This window comes from Burkholderia sp. BCC0044, assembly GCF_902832955.1.
In the GTDB taxonomy this organism is placed as follows: domain Bacteria; phylum Pseudomonadota; class Gammaproteobacteria; order Burkholderiales; family Burkholderiaceae; genus Burkholderia.
In genome coordinates, this window is the sequence record NZ_CADFDO010000005.1 from 457,283 (window position 1) to 476,542 (window position 19,260).

The window sequence follows — 19,260 nt, forward strand, 5'->3', positions numbered from 1 at the left end:
ATACTGGTTTGACCGCCCCGGTGGTGGCGGGCCAAGAGCCCGGCCGGCGGGGCGCTGCGTGGCTGCTGCGCTGCAGGCCGTTACTCAACGAAGGAACTCTATGCAACTGGTCAAGACCGAACGAGACACCCTCCTCAGGCCGCTGCAAACGGTCAGCGGCATCGTCGAACGCCGCCATACGTTGCCGATCCTCGCCAACCTGCTGATCACCAAGAACGGCCCGGACGTTTCATTCCTGTCGACCGACCTGGAGCTGCAGATCACCACGCGCGCCGATTTCGGCGTCGGCGGCGACCAGATCGCGACCACCGTCGCGGCCCGCAAGCTGCTCGACATCCTGCGCGCGATGCCTGACGGCCAGGTCACGCTGTCGCTCGCCGACAAGCGCCTCACCGTTCAATCGGGCAAGAGCCGCTTCGCCCTGCAGACGCTGGCGGCCGATGAGTTCCCGACCGTCGCGCAGGCGAAGGATTTCGGCGCCACGCTCACCGTCCCGCAGAAGTCGTTCCGCCAGCTGCTCGGCATGGTGCACTTCGCGATGGCGCAGCAGGACATCCGCTACTACCTGAACGGCATGCTGCTCGTCGTCGACGGCGACCAGCTGATGGCCGTGGCCACCGACGGCCACCGCCTCGCGTTCTCGTCGATGAAGCTCGAAGGCGGCACGTTCGGCCGCCAGGAAGTCATCGTGCCGCGCAAGACGATTCTCGAGCTGCAGCGCCTGCTCGAGGACATCGACGACACCGTCACCATCGACATCGCGCAGACCCAGGCCAAGTTCACGTTCGGCCAGGTCGAGCTCGTGTCGAAACTCGTCGAGGGCAAGTTCCCCGACTTCCAGCGCGTGATCCCGAAGGCGCACAAGAACACGTTCGAGATCGGCCGTGAAGAACTGCAGCGTTCGCTGCAGCGCGCGGCGATCCTGACCTCGGACAAGTTCAAGGGCGTGCGCTGCATCATCGCGCCGGGCCAGCTGAAGATCATGTCGACCAACGCCGATCAGGAAGAGGCGCAGGAAGAACTCGAAATCGCCTACCAGGGCGATACCGTCGACATCGGCTTCAACGTCACGTATCTGCTCGACGTGCTCGCGAACCTGAAGGTCGACACCGTGCAGGTGAGCCTCGGCGACGCCAGCTCGAGCGCGCTGATCACCGTGCCCGAGAACGACGAGTTCAAGTATGTCGTGATGCCGATGCGCATCTGACGCGCTCGACATCGCGACACACACCAGGGGGCGGCAAGCCCCTTTGGCGTTTTTATGGCGAACCGACAACCCGTCCCTTTGGCGCCTTTTCGGCGCCTGGGCGGGCCAGGAAACTCGAGCGGCCCGGCGATTTCTCGCTGAAACGCACCGCGCCGCCACGAGAGTGGCCCCGCAGAACCGGAAGATATCCATGAGTGAACAGCACAATTCGCAACCCGATAACAGCAGCTACGGCGCTTCGTCGATCCAGATCCTCGAAGGTCTGGAAGCGGTGCGCAAGCGCCCCGGGATGTACATCGGCGACACGTCGGACGGCACCGGTCTGCACCACCTCGTGTTCGAGGTGCTCGACAACTCGATCGACGAAGCGTTGGCCGGGTACTGCAACGACATCCACGTGACGATTCACGCCGACAACTCGATTTCCGTGACCGACAACGGCCGCGGGATTCCGACCGACGTGAAGATGAACGACAAGCACGAGCCGAAGCGCAGCGCCGCCGAGATCGTGATGACCGAGCTGCACGCCGGCGGCAAGTTCGACCAGAACAGCTACAAGGTGTCGGGCGGCCTGCACGGCGTGGGCGTGTCGTGCGTGAACGCGCTGTCGAGCTGGCTGCGCCTGACCGTGCGCCGCGACGGCAAGAAGCGATTCATGGAGTTCCACCGCGGTGTCGCGCAGGATCGCGTGCTCGAGGTCGTGGACGGCGTGGAAGTGTCGCCGATGCTGGTTACGGGCGACACCGAGAACCGCGGCACCGAAGTGCATTTCATGGCCGATCCGACCATTTTCGGCACGGTCGAGTATCACTACGACATCCTCGCGAAGCGGATGCGTGAGCTTTCGTTCCTGAACAACGGCGTGCGGATTCGTCTCACGGACCTGCGCTCGGGCAAGGAAGACGATTTCGCGTTCGCCGGCGGTGTGAAGGGCTTCGTCGAGTACATCAACAAGACGAAGACCAACCTGCACCCGACCGTGTTCTTCGCCAACGGCGAGAAGGACGGCGTGGGCGTCGAAGTCGCGATGCAGTGGAACGACAGCTACAACGAGAACGTGCTGTGCTTCACGAACAACATTCCGCAGCGCGACGGCGGCACGCACCTCACCGGCCTGCGGGCCGCGATGACGCGCGTCATCAACAAGTACATCACCGACAACGAAATCGCGAAGAAGGCGAAGGTCGAGACGACCGGCGACGACATGCGCGAAGGGCTGTCGTGCGTGTTGTCCGTGAAGGTGCCGGAGCCGAAGTTCAGCTCGCAGACGAAGGACAAGCTGGTTTCGTCCGAGGTTCGTGCGCCGGTTGAGGAAGTCGTCGCGAAGGCGCTGGAAGAGTTCCTGCTGGAAACGCCGATCGACGCGAAGATCATTTGCGGGAAGATCGTTGAAGCCGCGCGTGCGCGCGATGCGGCGCGGAAGGCGCGTGAGATGACGCGTCGGAAGGGCGTGCTCGACGGCGTTGGTCTGCCGGGCAAGCTCGCGGACTGTCAGGAGAAAGACCCGGCGAAGTGCGAAATCTACATCGTCGAGGGTGACTCGGCAGGTGGGTCGGCGAAGCAAGGGCGTGACCGGAAGTTCCAGGCGATCCTGCCGCTGCGCGGCAAGGTGCTGAACGTCGAGAAGGCGCGCTACGACAAGCTGCTGTCGTCGGAGCAGATCGTCACGCTCGTGACCGCGCTTGGGTGCGGGATCGGCAAGGAAGACTACAACCTCGACAAGCTGCGCTATCACCGCATCATCATCATGACCGACGCGGACGTCGACGGTGCGCACATCCGCACGCTGCTGCTCACGTTCCTGTATCGCCAGATGCCGGACATGATCGAGCGCGGCTATGTGTATATCGCGCAGCCGCCGCTTTACAAGATCAAGGCGGGCAAGGACGAGCGGTATCTGAAGGATGACGTGGAGCTCAACGCGCACATGCTGCGGTTGGCGCTGCAAGGGTCGGAGCTGGTGCCGGGTGAGAATGCGGCGGCGATTTCGGGTGATGCGCTTGGGGAGCTGGCTCGGTCGTATCTGCTGTCGCAGAGCGTGATCGATCGGTTGAGCCGGTTGTATGACCCGGCTGCGCTGGAAGCCGTTATGGATGGGGTGGTGATCGACCTTTCCAACGAGGAGTCGACCGAGGCTTCGGCTAAGGCTCTTCATGCTGCTTTGCATGATGAAGCGCTGAAGAACGAAGTGCGGGTCGTGCCTTCGTATGACGCGGTCCGCGAACAGCGGGCGCTGCATGTCGAGCGCACGCATCACGGCAACGTGCGGGTGTCGGTCATCGACCAGGAATTCCAGCACACGGCAGATTATCAGCAGCTCGTGACGACGGCGAATACGTTCAAGGGGCTTATTGGGGAAGGTGCGGTCATCAAGCGCGGTGAGCGCAGCATGGCCGTGGCGGACTTCAAGAGCGCGATGAAGTGGCTGCTGGCGGATGCCGAGCGGAACGTGTCGAAGCAACGCTATAAGGGCCTCGGCGAGATGAACCCCGAGCAGCTGTGGGAAACGACGATGGATCCGGCCGTGCGGCGTCTGCTGCGTGTGCAGATCGAAGACGCGATTGCTGCGGATGGGATCTTTACGACCCTCATGGGGGATGATGTCGAGCCGCGGCGGGCGTTTATCGAGTCGAATGCGTTGCGGGCGGGGAATATTGATGTCTAATACTGCCTGTAGATAGCCACATAAGCCGAAAAAAACGGACCCATAAGTTGAAAAACTTATGGGTCTTTTTTGTTGTTAATAGCACGGACTTATCGGCGAGTCGCTGACGCGTCCCATCTTTCGCGCACCAACCGCGTTCCAGCAGGCTTTCCGTCGCGCTCTCGGCGCTTACGTCGTTTCACTCGTCTCAGGTGTCACCGTCATTGCTCTGACCTGCCCCCAGCAAACCGGCCAGTCAGAACCTAGTAGAGTTCGTTTTCGGAGAAGAAGACGAACATGAAGAAGTGCTTTACGGAAGAGCAAATCATCGGGGCTCTGAAGGAAGCCGAGGCCGGCATGCCGGTCAAGGAGCTGTGTAGGAAGGACGGCTTAAGTCCAACCAGATATTTATGCCTTCATATCGCAGGAGATATCCCGGCCACTTGCCGATCTGGAAGTTCGCTGGGCTCGCCTAAACGCGTGGCATTACCAAATTTGAATCCATGCCCTAGAGGCTCATCTGATGCAATGTCGATTTCGCTATGATTGGATGATTGGTCCGTTCTGTTATATGCGGACCTCATGAGAAAAAATCGACAAACAGGAGATGTTCCATGAATCAACAGAAGGATCGTCGAAATACTTGTAGTGAGGTGGAGGCTCTTATTGCCCAACAGATCGATCGCGTGCAAGAAAAGGCTGCGAGGCTGTGGAAGGGGTACGAGCAAGAGGCGTTGATAACGATAGTTCGTGCGCTAGACACAATCGCTATTGCTGATTTCATGGATGCAAACCGCGAACTACCTACTGAGCGTGAAGAGGCTCGGTATTTTGCCAAATTGGGGCTCGCATCGGCATTGAAGCCATTTTTGACAACTGTGAGAAGCATTGGTGGAGGTGTACCGTGGGGACCAATTGTTCCAGAGTGGATGAACTTTGCCTATTCATATCTGATTACGTGTGGTCAACTCATCAACTTGCGACGCATGGCGCAACTCGAGCGGTATGGATTATCGAAATCGACTATGCGGGATTCCGGCCCTCTCATAGAAGTTGATGTCGGCCTCGAAGAGATCTCTCAGCGATTTGCTGCGGACTCAGTTTTGGTGCATGGTAACGCTCCAGATCCCGTAGATGAAAAGCTCGAGGAAAAACTCCGGAATCGTATGAAATCGTATGTCGATACCCCAGACGGATGGTTCATTCGGTATGACAATGACTGGGATATCGTGCACGCCTATCGGAAGAAGGCCGAGAGTTACGGCAGAAGATTCCCCGAACGCGAAGCATTGCCAGATAACGTCATAATAGGCGGCAGAACATTCAAGGAGTGGAGAGATTCAAGTAACGAAGCGCTCGGAAGAGTTCTCTGTCACATTGATTTTTCCTACGAGCTTCAGATAAAGCAACCGGAAATTTTGCTTGCAAATGTCACAACTATCCTCGCACGAAAGGAAGACGTCGAAGCGGTTCTTGAAGAGGTTGGGATATCTCGAGAACTTGTTCCATCGACGATGCGCGCACTGACACTGTCGAGCGATATGCTCGACGAGTGGGATTGGGAAGGAAATTTCGAAATTCCTTGCCCATACTATGTTGAGTTGGGGCAAGACTTCGTGCTCCTCCCCTGCTTTGGGGCATTATCGAACCCGTATGTGTCATTCTTTCGGCATTTGAAAACAATTTACAAGGCGGACTGGGACCGCGCCGTTGACGAAAAAGAGAAGGTCTTTCGCCGGGACTTGTCCAGCGCATTCAGCGCGCCTAGATTCCACGTTCCCACTCATGGTTTTAGCATCCGTCGAGCGGATGGCTCCGAATTGACGGACGTAGACGCGGTAATCGTCGACACGGAGTCCGGAGCGATGGCGTTCGTACAACTTAAGTGGAACGACGTGTTTGGGCATTCATTACGCGAATGGCAAAGCCGGCGAAACAACGTCGTAAAGAAGGCTAACGAATGGGTGGGTAAGCTTGTGTCGTGGATCGATGGGCGCAGCGCGGTTGAAGTTGCAAAGCAACTCGGCATAAAGGACGTCACTGCTCCCGCCGCCCCACTGATGTATGTGATAACTCGCTACACAGCAAGATTTAGCGGCGAGTCTGACCGCGATAGTCGTGCGGCCTGGTTGAGTTGGTTTGAGTTACTACATGTCCTGGACGATCTTGACTACACAGAACCACTGGCAGATTTGGCTCACGCAGTGGAGCGTCATGTCCGGCGCTTTGTGCTCGACCGCCCACGTATCATGACATTTAGTTTCCCGGACTTGACGGTCGAATTGAAAATGTGTCGCAAGGAGGGGCCCTGACGGCGTTCGTCGCGTCAAGCTGTTGGAGCCTCCTAAAATCCGGGGCGGTTCATACCGTCCATCGAGCCGAACCATTTGAGCTCGGCCGTAACAGATAAAGTGTATTAGCAGGAACTGGATCTGAAAGGTAGTCGGTCTCGTCCCCGCTTTTCCATTGAGAGTCAGAACGAAAAGAAGCCTGTGTCCGGCCTATCTAGAGTTCCCACTAGCGTTGCCCGACCAAGCAGCCGGTTTTTGGAGCAGCCCCCTGAAACGCCGGACACAGTCACCCGCTTACAATAACGGGTAGGCATAAGACTGTGTTTTTGACTAACACTAGGCAGGAAGTGATGGAACTGTTGACGGGCCCGGAGCGTCGGCGGCGCTGGGCGGTGTCGCGCGCCAGCACGGCGTGAACCCGAACCAGCTGTTCCACTGGCGCAAGCTGTACCAGGACGGGAGCCTGTCAGCCGTCAAGGCTGGCGAGGAAGTGGTTCCAGCCTCGGAACTGGCCGACGCGCTCAAGCAGATTCGTGAGCTGCAACGGATGCTCGGCAAGAAGACCATGGAGAACGAGATTCTCCGTGAAGCAGTCGAGTACGGCCGAGCAAAAAATGGATAGCGCACTCGCCCTCGCTGCCGGAGGACGACCAGTGAAATTGGTTTGTGAGGTTCTCGGCGTGTCGCGCTCGAACGTATCGGCACGACTGTCGCGTCCGGCGACGTGGCGCGATGGCCGTCAATCGAGGCAGACTGACGACGCGGCCGCGGTCGAGGAAATCCGCCGAGTCGTCGGCGATTTGCCCAGCTATGGCTATCGCCGGGTTTGGGGCATATTGCGCAACGAGCGCGTCGCGGTCGGGCTGGTGCCGTTCAATGCCAAGCGCATCTATCGCGTCATGCGCACGCATGGGTTGCTGATGCAGCGCCGACCGATTCCGCCTCGCCCACAACGTCGACACGACGGCAAGGTGGCCGTCGCGCGCAGCAATCAGCGGTGGTGTTCGGACGACTTCGAGTTCCGCTGCGACAATGGCGAGCCGCTGCGCGTAACGTTCGCGCTGGATTGCTGTGACCGTGAGGCGATGAGCTGGGCGGCCACGACGGCAGGCCACAGCGGTGACATCGTGCGCGACGTGATGCTGGCTGCAGTGGAAAATCGGTTTGGCAACGAACTGCATACCCCGTCCGAAATCGAGTGGCTGAGCGACAACGGCTCGGGCTACACGGCCGATGACACGCGCCGATTCGCAGTGGCCATCGGCCTGAAGCCGTTGACCACGCCGGTGTGCAGCCCGCAAAGTAACGGCATGACCGAGAGCTTCGTGAAGACCATGAAACGCGATTACGTCGCCTTCATGCCGAAGCCGGACGCAGCGACTGCTGCACGCAACTTGGCCATCGCGTTCGAGCATTACAACGAGAAGCATCCTCATAGCGCACTGAAGTACCGCTCGCCTCGCGAGTTCCAGCGCTCGATGGATTCAGAAACCTTAGTGTGACGCAGTGTCCGGTATTACAGCGGCAACTCCAGTTAAGGCAGTGCTCAAATTTCGGACGTGCGGCTCTATGTTCGCCGACCCGCTCTTCGTAAATCATCGTGCAACCGGCGCGTTCAAATGTCTCCCGCTACAAATCAAAATTTCTTGGTCGCTCGTAGATCGCATGCATAGCCGCTCTTCATTTGATCAACAGATGAAGGAGACGTACAAAATGAGACGCGTTTTAAGACGATTTGAACCGAATAGCACGGCAAGTCAAGGCGCAGCCTTAAGGTGGCATGAAAATGACCGTTAACCAAACGGCTCGCTTGGCGATTGGATGCTTGGCTGAGAAGGTTTCGAATATGGATTCGGCTGGAAAGTCACGCTGTGCAAAGCCACCGAGATGTAAGTAAAAAATGTTCGATGCTGACCATCGCGAGTAGAATCACCTGACCACATGCTGCGGGACGGAACATGATAAAGAACGACTTTCTTGACAAACTTCTGACGTTGCAACAGGACGGGCAGCAGGCTATCAGCGGACCAGCAAATTGGTTGATGAAGCCAGTGCTTCATGTCCAAACCAGTTTGCACGCAGTTGTTGAAGAACTAGCGTCTGCGGTAGTCCCCGGCCCGTCGTCGGGGGGGCGTGGGCGGTGGCACTTCTTTGTCGGCTCACCGGGCAACGGCAAGTCGGCAGGAGCGGGACATCTGGCCCGCTTGTTGCGTGAAAAGGGACACTTGATACGTGTGTCAGACACGCAGCAGCCGCTCGATGATTTAAGACCATCAGACGTCCCATACCTGCTTGAGGTATGTGAGCCCGGTAAAGTCTACCCGTACTTGTTCATCGCACAAGATGCGTCAGTTTTGCCTAATCCATACGACCCTGACGCTGATCCAGCTACAGCACTCGAGGACTTGTTGATTGATGCTGAGACCAGGGGAGTCTCAGTAGTTGTATGTACGAACAGGGGCGTCGTTGAGCGCATCTTCGCGAGACACTACCGTGAGCCCGATCATGCAAAGTCGAGCTGGTTCAGGGCAATTAAAGTCGCTGTCGGAGCTGATATCTCGACAGAGGTCGCGGTAGCGACGTCGTCAAAGAAGCACGTCTTCGATAGTGTTCAAGTTACGGCTACGTCCCTGGACCGACGTAGCTTGATGCTCGCTGACCATACTCTTGATCAACTGTTACAAGAAGCGACGAAAAGCGAAAATTGGGCAGCCTGTGAAGGTTGCGCTTCGAGCTATCTTTGCCCATTCAAGGCCAACCGCGACTGGATCGCAGAGCCGGCGCTGCGCAAAAACGTCCTGAATTTGCTCTTGCACGCAGAGCTATACGACGGACAGGTCGTCGTATTGCGAGAAGCGCTCGCCATCGTGTCCTTACTTCTGGCAGGCTGTCCGCACGATTATCAGACGGGCGGGGCTTGTGATTGGGTGCATACTAGAATAGAAAGCGGCGACTTGTTCGCGCTGGCAAGTCGGCGCCTATACATGCTCCTGTTCTCTTCATATTCTCCGCTCGGGATTGAACCAGACGATCGGGATAGGCGCACGCAACTAAAGGCGCTGAAGTCGGTTTATACATCCGCTCGTGCGTCCCACAGTCCATTGAGCTCGAAGGCAATTCCTACGGTCCTTGAACCTAAGAGATGGCCATCGACGGATGTGGGCGCGCAACGATTGCTCGGAAGGGCACGAACACTCGCAATGTTAGATCCATTTTCCGATACTCTCCCGGCTGATTTTCTGGAGCGATGGAACGAAACGTGGACCGCGCTACAGGGTAATGGCCCTTGGATAACCCAGATCGAGAGAGACTGCTATGAATGCTGGCAAGAGATGCAGAAAGCTGCTGCATCTAGTCCAGACACGATACCGTCAAGTTATCGCTGGCTGACGCGGTGGATAACGGCCTTTACCACTCGCGCAGGCGCACTGGTCGAAGGCGTCACCACATTTAATGATGACCTGAGCGCCTTAGTGAGCATTCTCGGTATTGCCAAAACACCGACGAAGCAACAGCTTGAAGTTTTAAAAAAGATAGAGAAGACACTTGCACAGAGCCTTGATCAAGATGGTCGTGGCATTGCGATTTCACCTGCGGCGAGCCTTCGAGGAGATTGGAAAGACCACGAGTTAAAGCCTCATCTTGAAAGCGGTCATGCGACAGATGGTACGAACTCGGCGCACTTTCGGTTCGGCAAAACAGCACGCAACCTCATAGCTCTCGAAACGAAGGCATTTGTATGGCTGAAACGACGAGCAGAACGGGGGATGGCGTCGGCAACTTTTCCGAGCGTGTATCTCGAGACGGCTCAAGATGCCATGCTTGGTGTCGCGGTGACCTCAGGATACGACATGAGTGACGATCTGGAGATCTACATCGATACCCCCAATGGTCCCAAGATCAAAATCACAAGATCACATGGAGTTTTGGATGTCGAGTCCTGTTGAAAATAAATTCCCTTCCCTTCTCGACGTGATTACCGCTCAGGACAAGTCTGTTTTCGAGCCACATGTCCCATCGTTTATAAAGGGATCTCATCTTTTTGTTCGAACCGTCGGCATGCGCGAGGCACCGGAGCGATTGGTCGTCGAGCTATTTCGGGAGCTGTGTTTTGAAAGCGTAACACCTTCAAATGAGAGGACCTCCCGCGAACTAGAGCCCAGGAATGATCTTATTCCAGAGGAGAAGGCTCTTTTATATGTCGCGCGAGGTCGAGCGAAGCAAAAGAGCAGGAAGTTGCCTGAAAAATCGTATTACGGGCCGCTCTATCCGCTGGTGGCAAGAAATAGCTGGCCGCGCAAACAGGCGGAAAACGTTATAGCGTTTCAGTTCGTTGATGGCCCACTGGCCGAGTACTTTAGCGGCTCGCGAGAGCATGCACAATCTTATGCCCGAGAAGTCGTGGACGCCATTTACGGCAAGAAGCGGGGTAACGGTAACGAGCTCGACATATTCCGAGCGTTAGCCGAGAAAATTCAGATCAATGCCGAAGAGTGCGGTCTGCGCACGAGTGACGAAGCACTAACTCAACTTGTGGAGCGACTTAGTGTAACCAACGCCGATGGTGCAATCGGATCGGACGACGCGCTCGTGAAGCGGATAAGCGAGGACTTCCTGAACCTATGTCGTCTCGAGGGAAAAGTGCCTCGGCTTTTCTGGCTCGATCTTTTGAAATGCTTCCTTCGCCTCAGCCTGCCCGCTTGGCTACTGGCGCATATGCGAATCACGGTCCACCTGCGAGATTGGACGCTTGCGGCACTGGCCGGTGATTCGACTCCGGGTAGTCAGATTTCCAAAGCTATTGCGTCCAGAGGGGTTGGGCTCTTTCACCCGACACAGACGGGTTCAAACGAGATCAGCCTGCATGTAGAGCGCTACATTAAGGCGCGTGTCGAGCTTAGCCTTGCTGCATATCTAGTTCGATATGTATGCAGGTTCGACCTCAGCAAAGGGATCCTTACGATCCATCCTGGTGGAAAAAATGCGATATCGATTGGCGACTGGCTGGGCCACTGCCTCAAATGCGGTGTCGACGCCAATTTACCGCGTAATGCCGACGGAGTTAGGGAGATGCTTGTGCCATGGGCACAAACATTTGGCGCTTGGTTGACCCCGGAAAAAAGAGGGCAAGGTAAGAACATCATTGAATTCCTGCGCATCTTTCTCAGGTTATCCGAGTCAATCAACGACGATGGGTATCTCGTCACGGGCCCCGGGAATTTTGAAAGAGGCAAAGTATTTCCCGGGCCTGCGATGCTCCGTACCATGCTTTATCTCACCGCCGCCCGCCGCGAAAACGGGGGGCGTAATCGGGGGAAACTTATATTGTCAGACCTTGAGCAGCATTTCGCTGAATACGGTGTCGATTTCGCTTCTAGCGTAGGTGCAAGACCTAAACTGATCGCGGAGCTTGCTCGTCTGGGGTTGCTGAAAGGAAGCCCCGATGCGGGCGACAGCGCCGAACTGGTGGTACCGGAAGCCCTCTCCGCAACAACAGGTACAAAAGTATAGTCAAATGGAAAACGGACTCGTTCTTACCTTAGCGGCACTCGCAGAGAAATATTTTAAGGAACTTAAGAGTGGTGGAGTTGAGTGTCGCCTTGTCATCCCGGCGTTGACCGAATCCATCGCAATTGACCTGCAAAGCGCCCTTCTGGCTAGAGATTTACCCTCTTATCTTGTCATCCCAGAGACAAAGTCGCCCGATGCAGCGAAGCGTTGGATACGGGCCGAAGCTGTAACTAGTGTGCGGCAGGGAGACATGGTAGTCGCTGTGTGGCCGGGGGAAATGTCGCGCATTCAGGATTCCGTGATCGGCGTTGGCGGCGCTATGCGGAATTTCGCCTTCGGCGACGAATGGCCGTGGATAGATGGGGGAAACGAGTATTTCCGATTTGATGGGCCGGTTCTAAGCGATCTATTAACGCACTGGTCGATCGACGTCGATTATGAGATGGGGTTTAAGCACGTCATCGAGATGGCGCGAGCAGAGTGCCGAGATTCGATGATGCGTGGTCAGGTGTTTTTAGATCAGATGCTTGGGGGATATGATCCACAGCGACCGACGGAGCTAAAGCCAATTCAACGGTTACTGTTTCATTTTGGTATCCCACGATCCACTTCGTTTGATTTTTGCGATAAGGCCGCAGCTAATACATTTTTCAAAAACGTCCGGAGCACCATAGTTGAGCTCGATAGGCGATTAAAGGAGGTTGGCGGGAAGCCAGAGCTCCTCGACCGCATAGACGAGATCGAGCCGCAACCAGAGCAAGCGATGCTGCTAAAGTCGTCGCTGACATCGATCATTGATTTGTTCACTAGACGAGGCGACGACAAGCAGCAGGGAATTCTTGCTCTCAGAGGCTGCTGGAAGGATCTCGACATCTGGAGGACCTGGGACTTGGAGGCGCTTCAACGCCTCTTGGATGTCTCACCAAGCGTGGAGAAAGTCGACGTTAAAGTTGAGGTGAGTACCGATGCGGGAGCGATAACCGAGGACGCTAAAACCGTTGTGCTCCTGGACGGCGGGCGTATTAATCTTGGCATTACCTACCAGGGACTCGCCGCTGGGTCGGCTGGCGCAAAGGTCATCGTGCGTGATCGTGGGCGGACGGCGCTTTTTGAGCAAGAATGTTCGGCATCAGACGGTGTATGTGAGACGTCAATTTCGTTCGATCAATTGTTTGATTCAGCCGGATCGTCTAAGAAGAGAAGCCTGCGAATTACGGTCGAGCGTGCGGATCGCATCTTGGCTTCTGGACGGGTAAATGTCGTTCCTTGCGGCCCGAATCAACCTCTTGTCGCGATTGTCGAGCCAGTTGGAAAGATCATTGTGGGGAGAGATTCTCGGCAACCGTCGGACTCGGGCGATGTTGGGGAGAGCGTGGAAGTTAATGAACCGGCCTCCTTGACCGTAATCTCCTGGGATTCCTTCACTGACGGCGAATTGGAAATCGACGGTGAAGTCGGTCAGCTTCAGCGCGTTGATGACAACCCTAAGGTACTTCGGTCGACTAAGACTTTTGATCCAGCGGCTAACGGTGCCGTGCACACTAGTGTTGCTCTGCGTGCGTCTGGGCTTGCTATCGATTTTGATGTGGAAGCAAAGGAAATTGTTCGTGGCGAATTCACGCTTGAACGCGAGCTAGTCATGCAGTTGGCACGTTTTCAGCGTGACGGTAAGAGTTCGTCCCTGCGACGTATTTTAGACGTGTTCAACGGGAAGGCGACGCAGGGGTATTCTGGTCTTGGAGGTATTGACGAGAGCTCAAAGTCTCGTCGCCGTTTCGCTCAGGTATTCGAGCGCTCCGATTCGCAAGGGCGCCCTATCATCGCAAATCTGCTGTCAGAGAATGAGCCCGTTCACATTGTCGAGGAAACCCAAATATGTTTTTTCGATATAATCGAGATACCGTATATTCTTAAGGGTGCGACAATTAGTTCGCGTGTTCAAGAGCAAGTAAATTCTTATGTGGAGGAGCGAAATCGAATTTTGAGCGCGATTCGGGCCCACGTCGAAAATGACTCGCAGTGGCCCGATTACGCCTATATCCCGGTCTTTTCTCTACCTGACCGACTTGAGCTCGAAGCGCTTCTTGCGTCGTATCTTGGCGCTTACATTTCCGCCTTGAATTTCGTGAGCCAAAACATCGATGAGCTCTCGTGGCCCGAGTTATTTCGCGTTATCTACAGCGACTGCGTGGTTCATTGGGATGGAGCGAAAGATCCGCGGAAGGTCATCCTGCTTGGCCCTTGGCATCCGATCACGGTCGCTAAACGTTTCATGGTGCAATCGGCGTTGGTGGCGAGCGCCCGACGGCATGCCAGCGGTACGACCAAGGGCAAGTCGCAAATGTTAGCGCTACTTTTAGATCAAGTGAATTCTCTTCGCTGGTTCAGTGGTCTTGCTGACGATGGGAAGACGTTTGAAAATTTCTATGTGTCTGCAACGTCTGACCCGGGCTGGCTAGGAGCGCTATCGCATGGCGTAATTGGCGAGAATCGTTATCTATCCGTCGCCGAATCACTTCGGCATGTTCACGGGTTGGAAATGGGCGTCGTTCCCACATCGCGTGAACTTGTGGCAAAGGGGTACTTGCAAGACTTCTATAACGCGTTCCCAACACGCCGTGCAATTTCGGTAGTAGCGGATGCTTCTTACGAGCCCTCCAGACTGGTCGAATCCGCTCGAGGCATTCTTTACGACGGAGACGAGCCAAGCGAAATTGGTCGGCAGATTCCAGGCGGAATTCACATTTTAGTCCCCGACGCCAGCACGCTCGAGACACAGGAATGGAGAGACCCTCCTATATGTGTCTACGAAGGTGCCGAAGGGCTTGTCTCGGAAAAGCGATTCAATGACGTCCATCTTATCTCTCCCGGTAAAGCTACAACTGCTCGCGACACTGGAGGCGATGCCACTATGCCGCGAGGCAGCGGCCTCCTTGCGGCGTTCTGCGCGCCGGTCAAAGAGGTTGGCGGCTCTGCCAGTGGAAGCCTTCAATCGCGGGCTTTCGAGAGAGACCGGGCTATAGCGAGCGGAGCTACTCTGGGTGAACGCTTTGCCCAAGCTTGTCGGATTTTGGGCGATCTCCCACGCGAGGATCGCGTGGTAAGTTGGGAAGCAGACCTCCCCGCGTCCTTAGATCACCTTTGGACCGTCATTCCGGGCAACCACGTTGACCCGGCGGTCTTCGTAAAATATGTTACGACAGCGGCACGTAATGGCTGTAATGCCGCTCTGTGGGACTACAGAATGAGTCTCACGGGAGCGCTCAACAGCTATTTCGTGCTATCGCACATTCCTAATAGTGTGTCGCATGAACTGAATAAAAGCCCTGTGCTACAAGGAAAACCTTTGGCACCCGATGTTCTCGCCGAGCTGGGGCGCGTGGGCATGGCGTTAGGTGGTGAGAGTTTGCGATCGGGAAGTCGGGCACTGGGCGTTATTGGCGTCGTTGCCGCTGTACGTCTCTTTTTCCCTTCGGGAGGGGCACTTTCGCCGCTCAAAAACGACGGCAAACTTAGAGGCTTCCTTTTGCCCGTAGACTCGTTCCAGGAAATTCTTGATGGTTCATTTGATGGCGCCGATTTCGGTCCCCGACAGCGCGCCGATCTAGTGGCAGTTCAATTAGCGGTGCTAGAAGGCGACATGCTTGGCCTGTCTTTTAGTGCCATTGAATGTAAGTATACGAGCAACGGCTTTAACAAGGATCAGATCGAGGCTGCACGGCAACAAGCCGATGCCACACTGCGTCGATTGAATAATTTGATCGATGCAGCACTAACCCCAGATGGAATTCCAGAGAGACTCGCATTTTTGGCGTTGCTAACGTTCGGATTGCGTCTCTCGAAGGAACTTGTGGAAGGTAGCAAAGCGGAACAGGCAACTCTCGAGGCTAAGATTCTACAGCTCGTTCTCAATGGCCGAATTAAGTTGGTGTCGCCCGTGGCGGGTAGTATCGTTGTCGTTACTGACTGTATTGCGAGTGAAGCTTCCTATACCCTCGGTCAAGGTCTCTCCATCAGTCTCGCGCCAGGGCACTGGCCGGGCATCTCCGAAAGCCCGGCTCTGTTGGAGGTCAGGGATAAGCTAGCAAAAAACTTTTCTGCGCTTTTCGGTGCAGTAAATTCCGCCATTCCGTTTGCTAGCGAGGACGTGGGCCAGTACGGCGCGACTGACGACGGGCCTGACGACGGGCCTGACGACCGTACGGAGCTACCTCATTCTCAGGATTCCTCTGGGGGGCAAGATTCAATGGTGGAAGCAGCTTCTGCGACGCAGATCGGCTCGGCGGCTTCAATCGGGAGCGGTTCCACGGATAATTCGAACATAAGTCTGTTGAGTACGTCAGTTGGTGCATTGAAACCAATTCTTCTTGGAACCGCTGGCGCGAGCGGCTACTTTTATGCCCCCCAGAATCCAGAGCGACCGTTAGACAACTACAATGTGATGGTTACGGGCTCGTCTGGGAAAGGAAAAACCCAACTAATCAAGACACTTGTTTGTCGCTTGCGAGAACAAGGCAGGAATGTGCTCTTGTTGGATTTTAAGAACGATTTCGCCAGTGATCAGCATTTTCTGGAAACAGCGAAGCTGCACGCTCAATACGTGTCTTTTGACGGGCTTCCATTTAATCCACTAATCCCGGTGCCGCTCAAGCGCCCGAATTCGGAATCCGAGTATTTGCCGGTGTCTGAGCACATAAATGGGTTGGTAGATATACTCAGAGGCACTTTCAATCTCGGCGACCAGCAAGAGGTCGCAGTTAAAAACGCGATACGAGAGTCCTTTGAGGGTCGAGGCATTCCCTCACGAGGGGCAGTGAGCGTAGCTCCTGGTCTGGATTTTCCGGATTTCAATGAAGTTGGCGACAAATTGGAGTCTCTAAACCAAAATGCATATAATCGCCTGGACCCGCTCTTCGATCTGGGTATTTTTCCGGTGGAATCGAGGCTTAAACGATTCGATGCAATGCTTGACGACTCCTATGTGATTGATTTGAGTAAAATTCAGAGTGATCGCATTAAAAATGCGGTGGCGAAGATTCTTGTTATGTCGGCACACCGATTCTATAATGCGCGCGAACACTCGGGCACACTCCGTCAATTTTTTATTTTTGATGAAGCGCATCGCGTCTTGGATTCTGAATTTGTACTGCAATTCGTCCGGGAATGCCGTGCGTATGGCGTAGGAGTGGTTCTATCTTCCCAATATCCGACAGATTTTCCCGCGGATATATCAGCGTCGCTCAATACGAAATTTTTACACGGGAATGGTGCGGACAAAGGGCGTGTTCGAGACATCGAAAAGCTTGTAGGTGGCTCGTTGCCTGAAGAGGAAGTTGAGCGCTTATCAATGTTTCAGGCAATTCTAACAAATTCGCAGTATGATCCCGTTATAATAAAAACGATCGGATATCCGATGATGTTGGTTCTTGACGCTATTACTAAGGCAGGTGTGATAAAACGTCAAGATCTGACGGTACCGGGCGTAAATGCGGATAGGTTAAACCTGGAATACCTTGTTTCGTCCCTGATGGAAATGGGGATAGTGGAAGAAACGGGCGCAGGATTGCGTGTATTGGAAGGATGATTTAAAGGGAGTGGGCAGGCGGTCGCCAGTCCGCGTAACCGTCATCGCGCCGTCCCAATTCCTTGGGCGGCGCGACTGCGGAAGTCGAGATTTATTAGGACTCGCTCGTCGCTGTGACTTAACATGCCGGCGCTACGGCTGGGCGACGCCGCCCCCGCTTCACTCGTGCCTTGGGCCGCCGTTTTCCGAGTTGCCTATTCCGCTCTTTCAGCACTCGCCCAAGTGCCTCGGCGAGTAAAGGGGGGACTGCATTTCCGACCTGGGAATAGCGAGGCGTCTCCAACTTGCGCCTGTGGCCTCCGGTTGTATATTTCCCCTGGAACTCAAACCAATCAGGAAACGACTGAAGACGAGCGCTTTCGCGGACTGTCAGAATTCTCGGTTCGACGTAGTGCAATATGTCGTCGGGAAGGGTTGTGACTGTCGGAGACGGAAGCGAGGGGTGTAGCATGGTCCGGCTATGCTTGGTCATTCCAAGAGCTTCGCGTTCCGCGTCCGAAACCTTCTTTCCAGGGCGACACGTACGCTGAAAGAGCTGGAAGGCCGCGATCGTATCGGGCTTGTGGTTCGGTAGTCGTCTGCTGTTTGGTGCGAGGTTGCCCATGCCTTTGCGCATGAGTGCTTGATAGGGAGACGGCTTCGCAGGCGGTTCATACACAGCTTCAAAGAAGCCTGACTTACTAGTATCAGTATGCGGTACTAATTCTTTGCCCTCAACCGTCAAATCCGAGATCGCTTCTGCGGTTCCTACAAATCGGTCGACAGGTAGTCGCTTAAGTTCCCGAAACTTGGAGGAGTATTTTGTTAGCGCTTCAACGAGGTCGATCGGACGGCGTGTAAGCGTCGATAATTCGCAAATCATTAAGAAACGAAATCGGTTTTGCGGAACTCCAAATGTCGCACAGTTCACAAGCCCTTTTGAGACGCGATAGCCGAGCTGTTCCAGGCGCCTCGCGACATATGCGGCATACGACTCGTCGCTAGGTTTTCGCTTTTTTTTGGTGGAATCAACGAAGCTTATATCGAATCCCGACACATTTTCGATAACGAGGAATTTTGGCTTAACTAACCCGACCAGAGCTAAATATTGCTCGGTGAGTTTGTTGCGCGGATCCTTCGGATTCCTCCTCCCAGCGGTCGAGAAGCCCTGACATGGGGGGCCGCCGACAATGAGGTCAACGCTGCCTTGCAAGCGATGAACTTGCTCTGCGTAGGTTGACAACAGTTCCTCAATTGCCATCGCTTGCTTTGGCAGCCATCGCGGCCAGTCGAAATGTGACTTTTCCCCGCCGACAAGGTTGTGCTCGAGGGTGGAGAAGGCCTGTGGGTTTTTCTCGATAGCAAAGATTCCGCGCCAGCCGGCGTTAGCAAGCCCGAGCGAGAGCCCACCGCACCCGGCGAATACATCGAGAAAGCGAAAGGGTTTGTTTCTTTTCACGGCAGATGTGAGGTCCGGTTGACCGACGAGATTCTGCCATGCTTCGCCGTTGATGGCCAGGCCGCCGTGACGCTCGCTAGCGGTCGAAGTCAGCGGGTGTGGGCGGGCCCCAGAAAGGCGACGATGTTCTCACGAACAGTGGACAAATTTGCAAGCTGGCATTCCCAAATGATCAGGACGTCCCAGCCGATCGCGTGAAGTTCCTCAACGACGGATAGATCCCGTGTCACATTGCGTACAAGCTTTGTTTTCCAGTATTCACCGGTGGGCTCGCGGGCGAGGCGACATTCCTTGACCGACCAGAAGTGTCCGTGCCAAAAGCATCCGTGCACGAATATTACCTTTTTTCTCCCAGGGAAGATGAGGTCAGGTCGTCCCGGAAGTTTAGGGCGCGTAAGCCGGTACCTATACCCAAGCGAAAAGACGAGGCTGCGTACAAGTAGCTCCGGTCTCGTGCCGGAGCTCTTAATAGAACGCATTATCTTTGATCGGAGTACCTGCGATATTTTGTCTGTCATTCCGTTAAAGACAAACAGTGACTATTACTTCTCGTTAAACGAAATTGAGTCATCGCCGAATAGGGTG

The 19,260-nt window shown here is 55.2% G+C and carries 8 protein-coding genes and 2 pseudogenes; 8 read left to right on the plus strand and 2 right to left on the minus strand.

All coding sequences use genetic code 11. The features are described 5' to 3' along the window. Window positions 1-100 precede the first annotated feature (100 nt). The 8 genes and pseudogenes from dnaN (at window position 101) to HWX14_RS30160 (ending at window position 17,237) form a co-directional block, all read left to right on the plus strand. Window positions 101-1,207: a DNA polymerase III subunit beta gene (gene dnaN, locus HWX14_RS30125; protein WP_006490996.1), complete on the plus strand. Its 1,107-nt coding sequence runs from the start codon at window positions 101-103 to the stop codon at window positions 1,205-1,207. 190 nt (window positions 1,208-1,397) lie between these two features. Next, window positions 1,398-3,872, plus strand: coding sequence for a DNA topoisomerase (ATP-hydrolyzing) subunit B (gyrB, locus tag HWX14_RS30130; RefSeq protein WP_011546516.1), 2,475 nt, complete (start codon window positions 1,398-1,400; stop codon window positions 3,870-3,872). A 276-nt stretch (window positions 3,873-4,148) separates the two neighbouring features. After that, a pseudogene (locus tag HWX14_RS30135) lies at window positions 4,149-4,247 on the plus strand (transposase); the annotation flags it as partial. A 218-nt stretch (window positions 4,248-4,465) separates the two neighbouring features. Further along, on the plus strand, window positions 4,466-6,163 hold the full coding sequence (locus HWX14_RS30140; RefSeq protein WP_175885920.1) for a hypothetical protein: 1,698 nt from the start codon (window positions 4,466-4,468) through the stop codon (window positions 6,161-6,163). A gap of 329 nt (window positions 6,164-6,492) precedes the next feature. Beyond that, window positions 6,493-7,644: pseudogene (locus HWX14_RS30145) on the plus strand (IS3 family transposase). A gap of 456 nt (window positions 7,645-8,100) precedes the next feature. Then, the gene (locus HWX14_RS30150) at window positions 8,101-10,089 is read left to right on the plus strand and encodes a hypothetical protein (protein ID WP_175885921.1); all 1,989 of its coding nucleotides are present in this window, start codon (window positions 8,101-8,103) and stop codon (window positions 10,087-10,089) included. Beyond that, window positions 10,073-11,653, plus strand: a complete 1,581-nt coding sequence (locus tag HWX14_RS30155) for a hypothetical protein (protein WP_175885922.1) — start codon at window positions 10,073-10,075, stop codon at window positions 11,651-11,653. The genes HWX14_RS30150 and HWX14_RS30155 overlap by 17 nt, the downstream gene beginning before the upstream one ends. Before the next feature lie 4 nt (window positions 11,654-11,657). Next, entirely contained in the window at window positions 11,658-17,237 is a 5,580-nt protein-coding gene (locus tag HWX14_RS30160; protein ID WP_175885923.1) for a hypothetical protein, read from the plus strand. A gap of 118 nt (window positions 17,238-17,355) precedes the next feature. Here the strand turns inward: HWX14_RS30160 and HWX14_RS30165 are convergent, their stop codons facing one another. Both HWX14_RS30165 and HWX14_RS30170 read right to left on the minus strand, forming a co-directional pair. Beyond that, a complete protein-coding gene (locus HWX14_RS30165; RefSeq protein ID WP_175885924.1) occupies window positions 17,356-18,675 on the minus strand; it encodes a DNA cytosine methyltransferase in 1,320 nt (439 codons plus the stop codon). A gap of 89 nt (window positions 18,676-18,764) precedes the next feature. Then, on the minus strand, window positions 18,765-19,193 hold the full coding sequence (locus HWX14_RS30170; protein WP_175885925.1) for a very short patch repair endonuclease: 429 nt from the start codon (window positions 19,191-19,193) through the stop codon (window positions 18,765-18,767). Window positions 19,194-19,260: the final 67 nt, after the last annotated feature.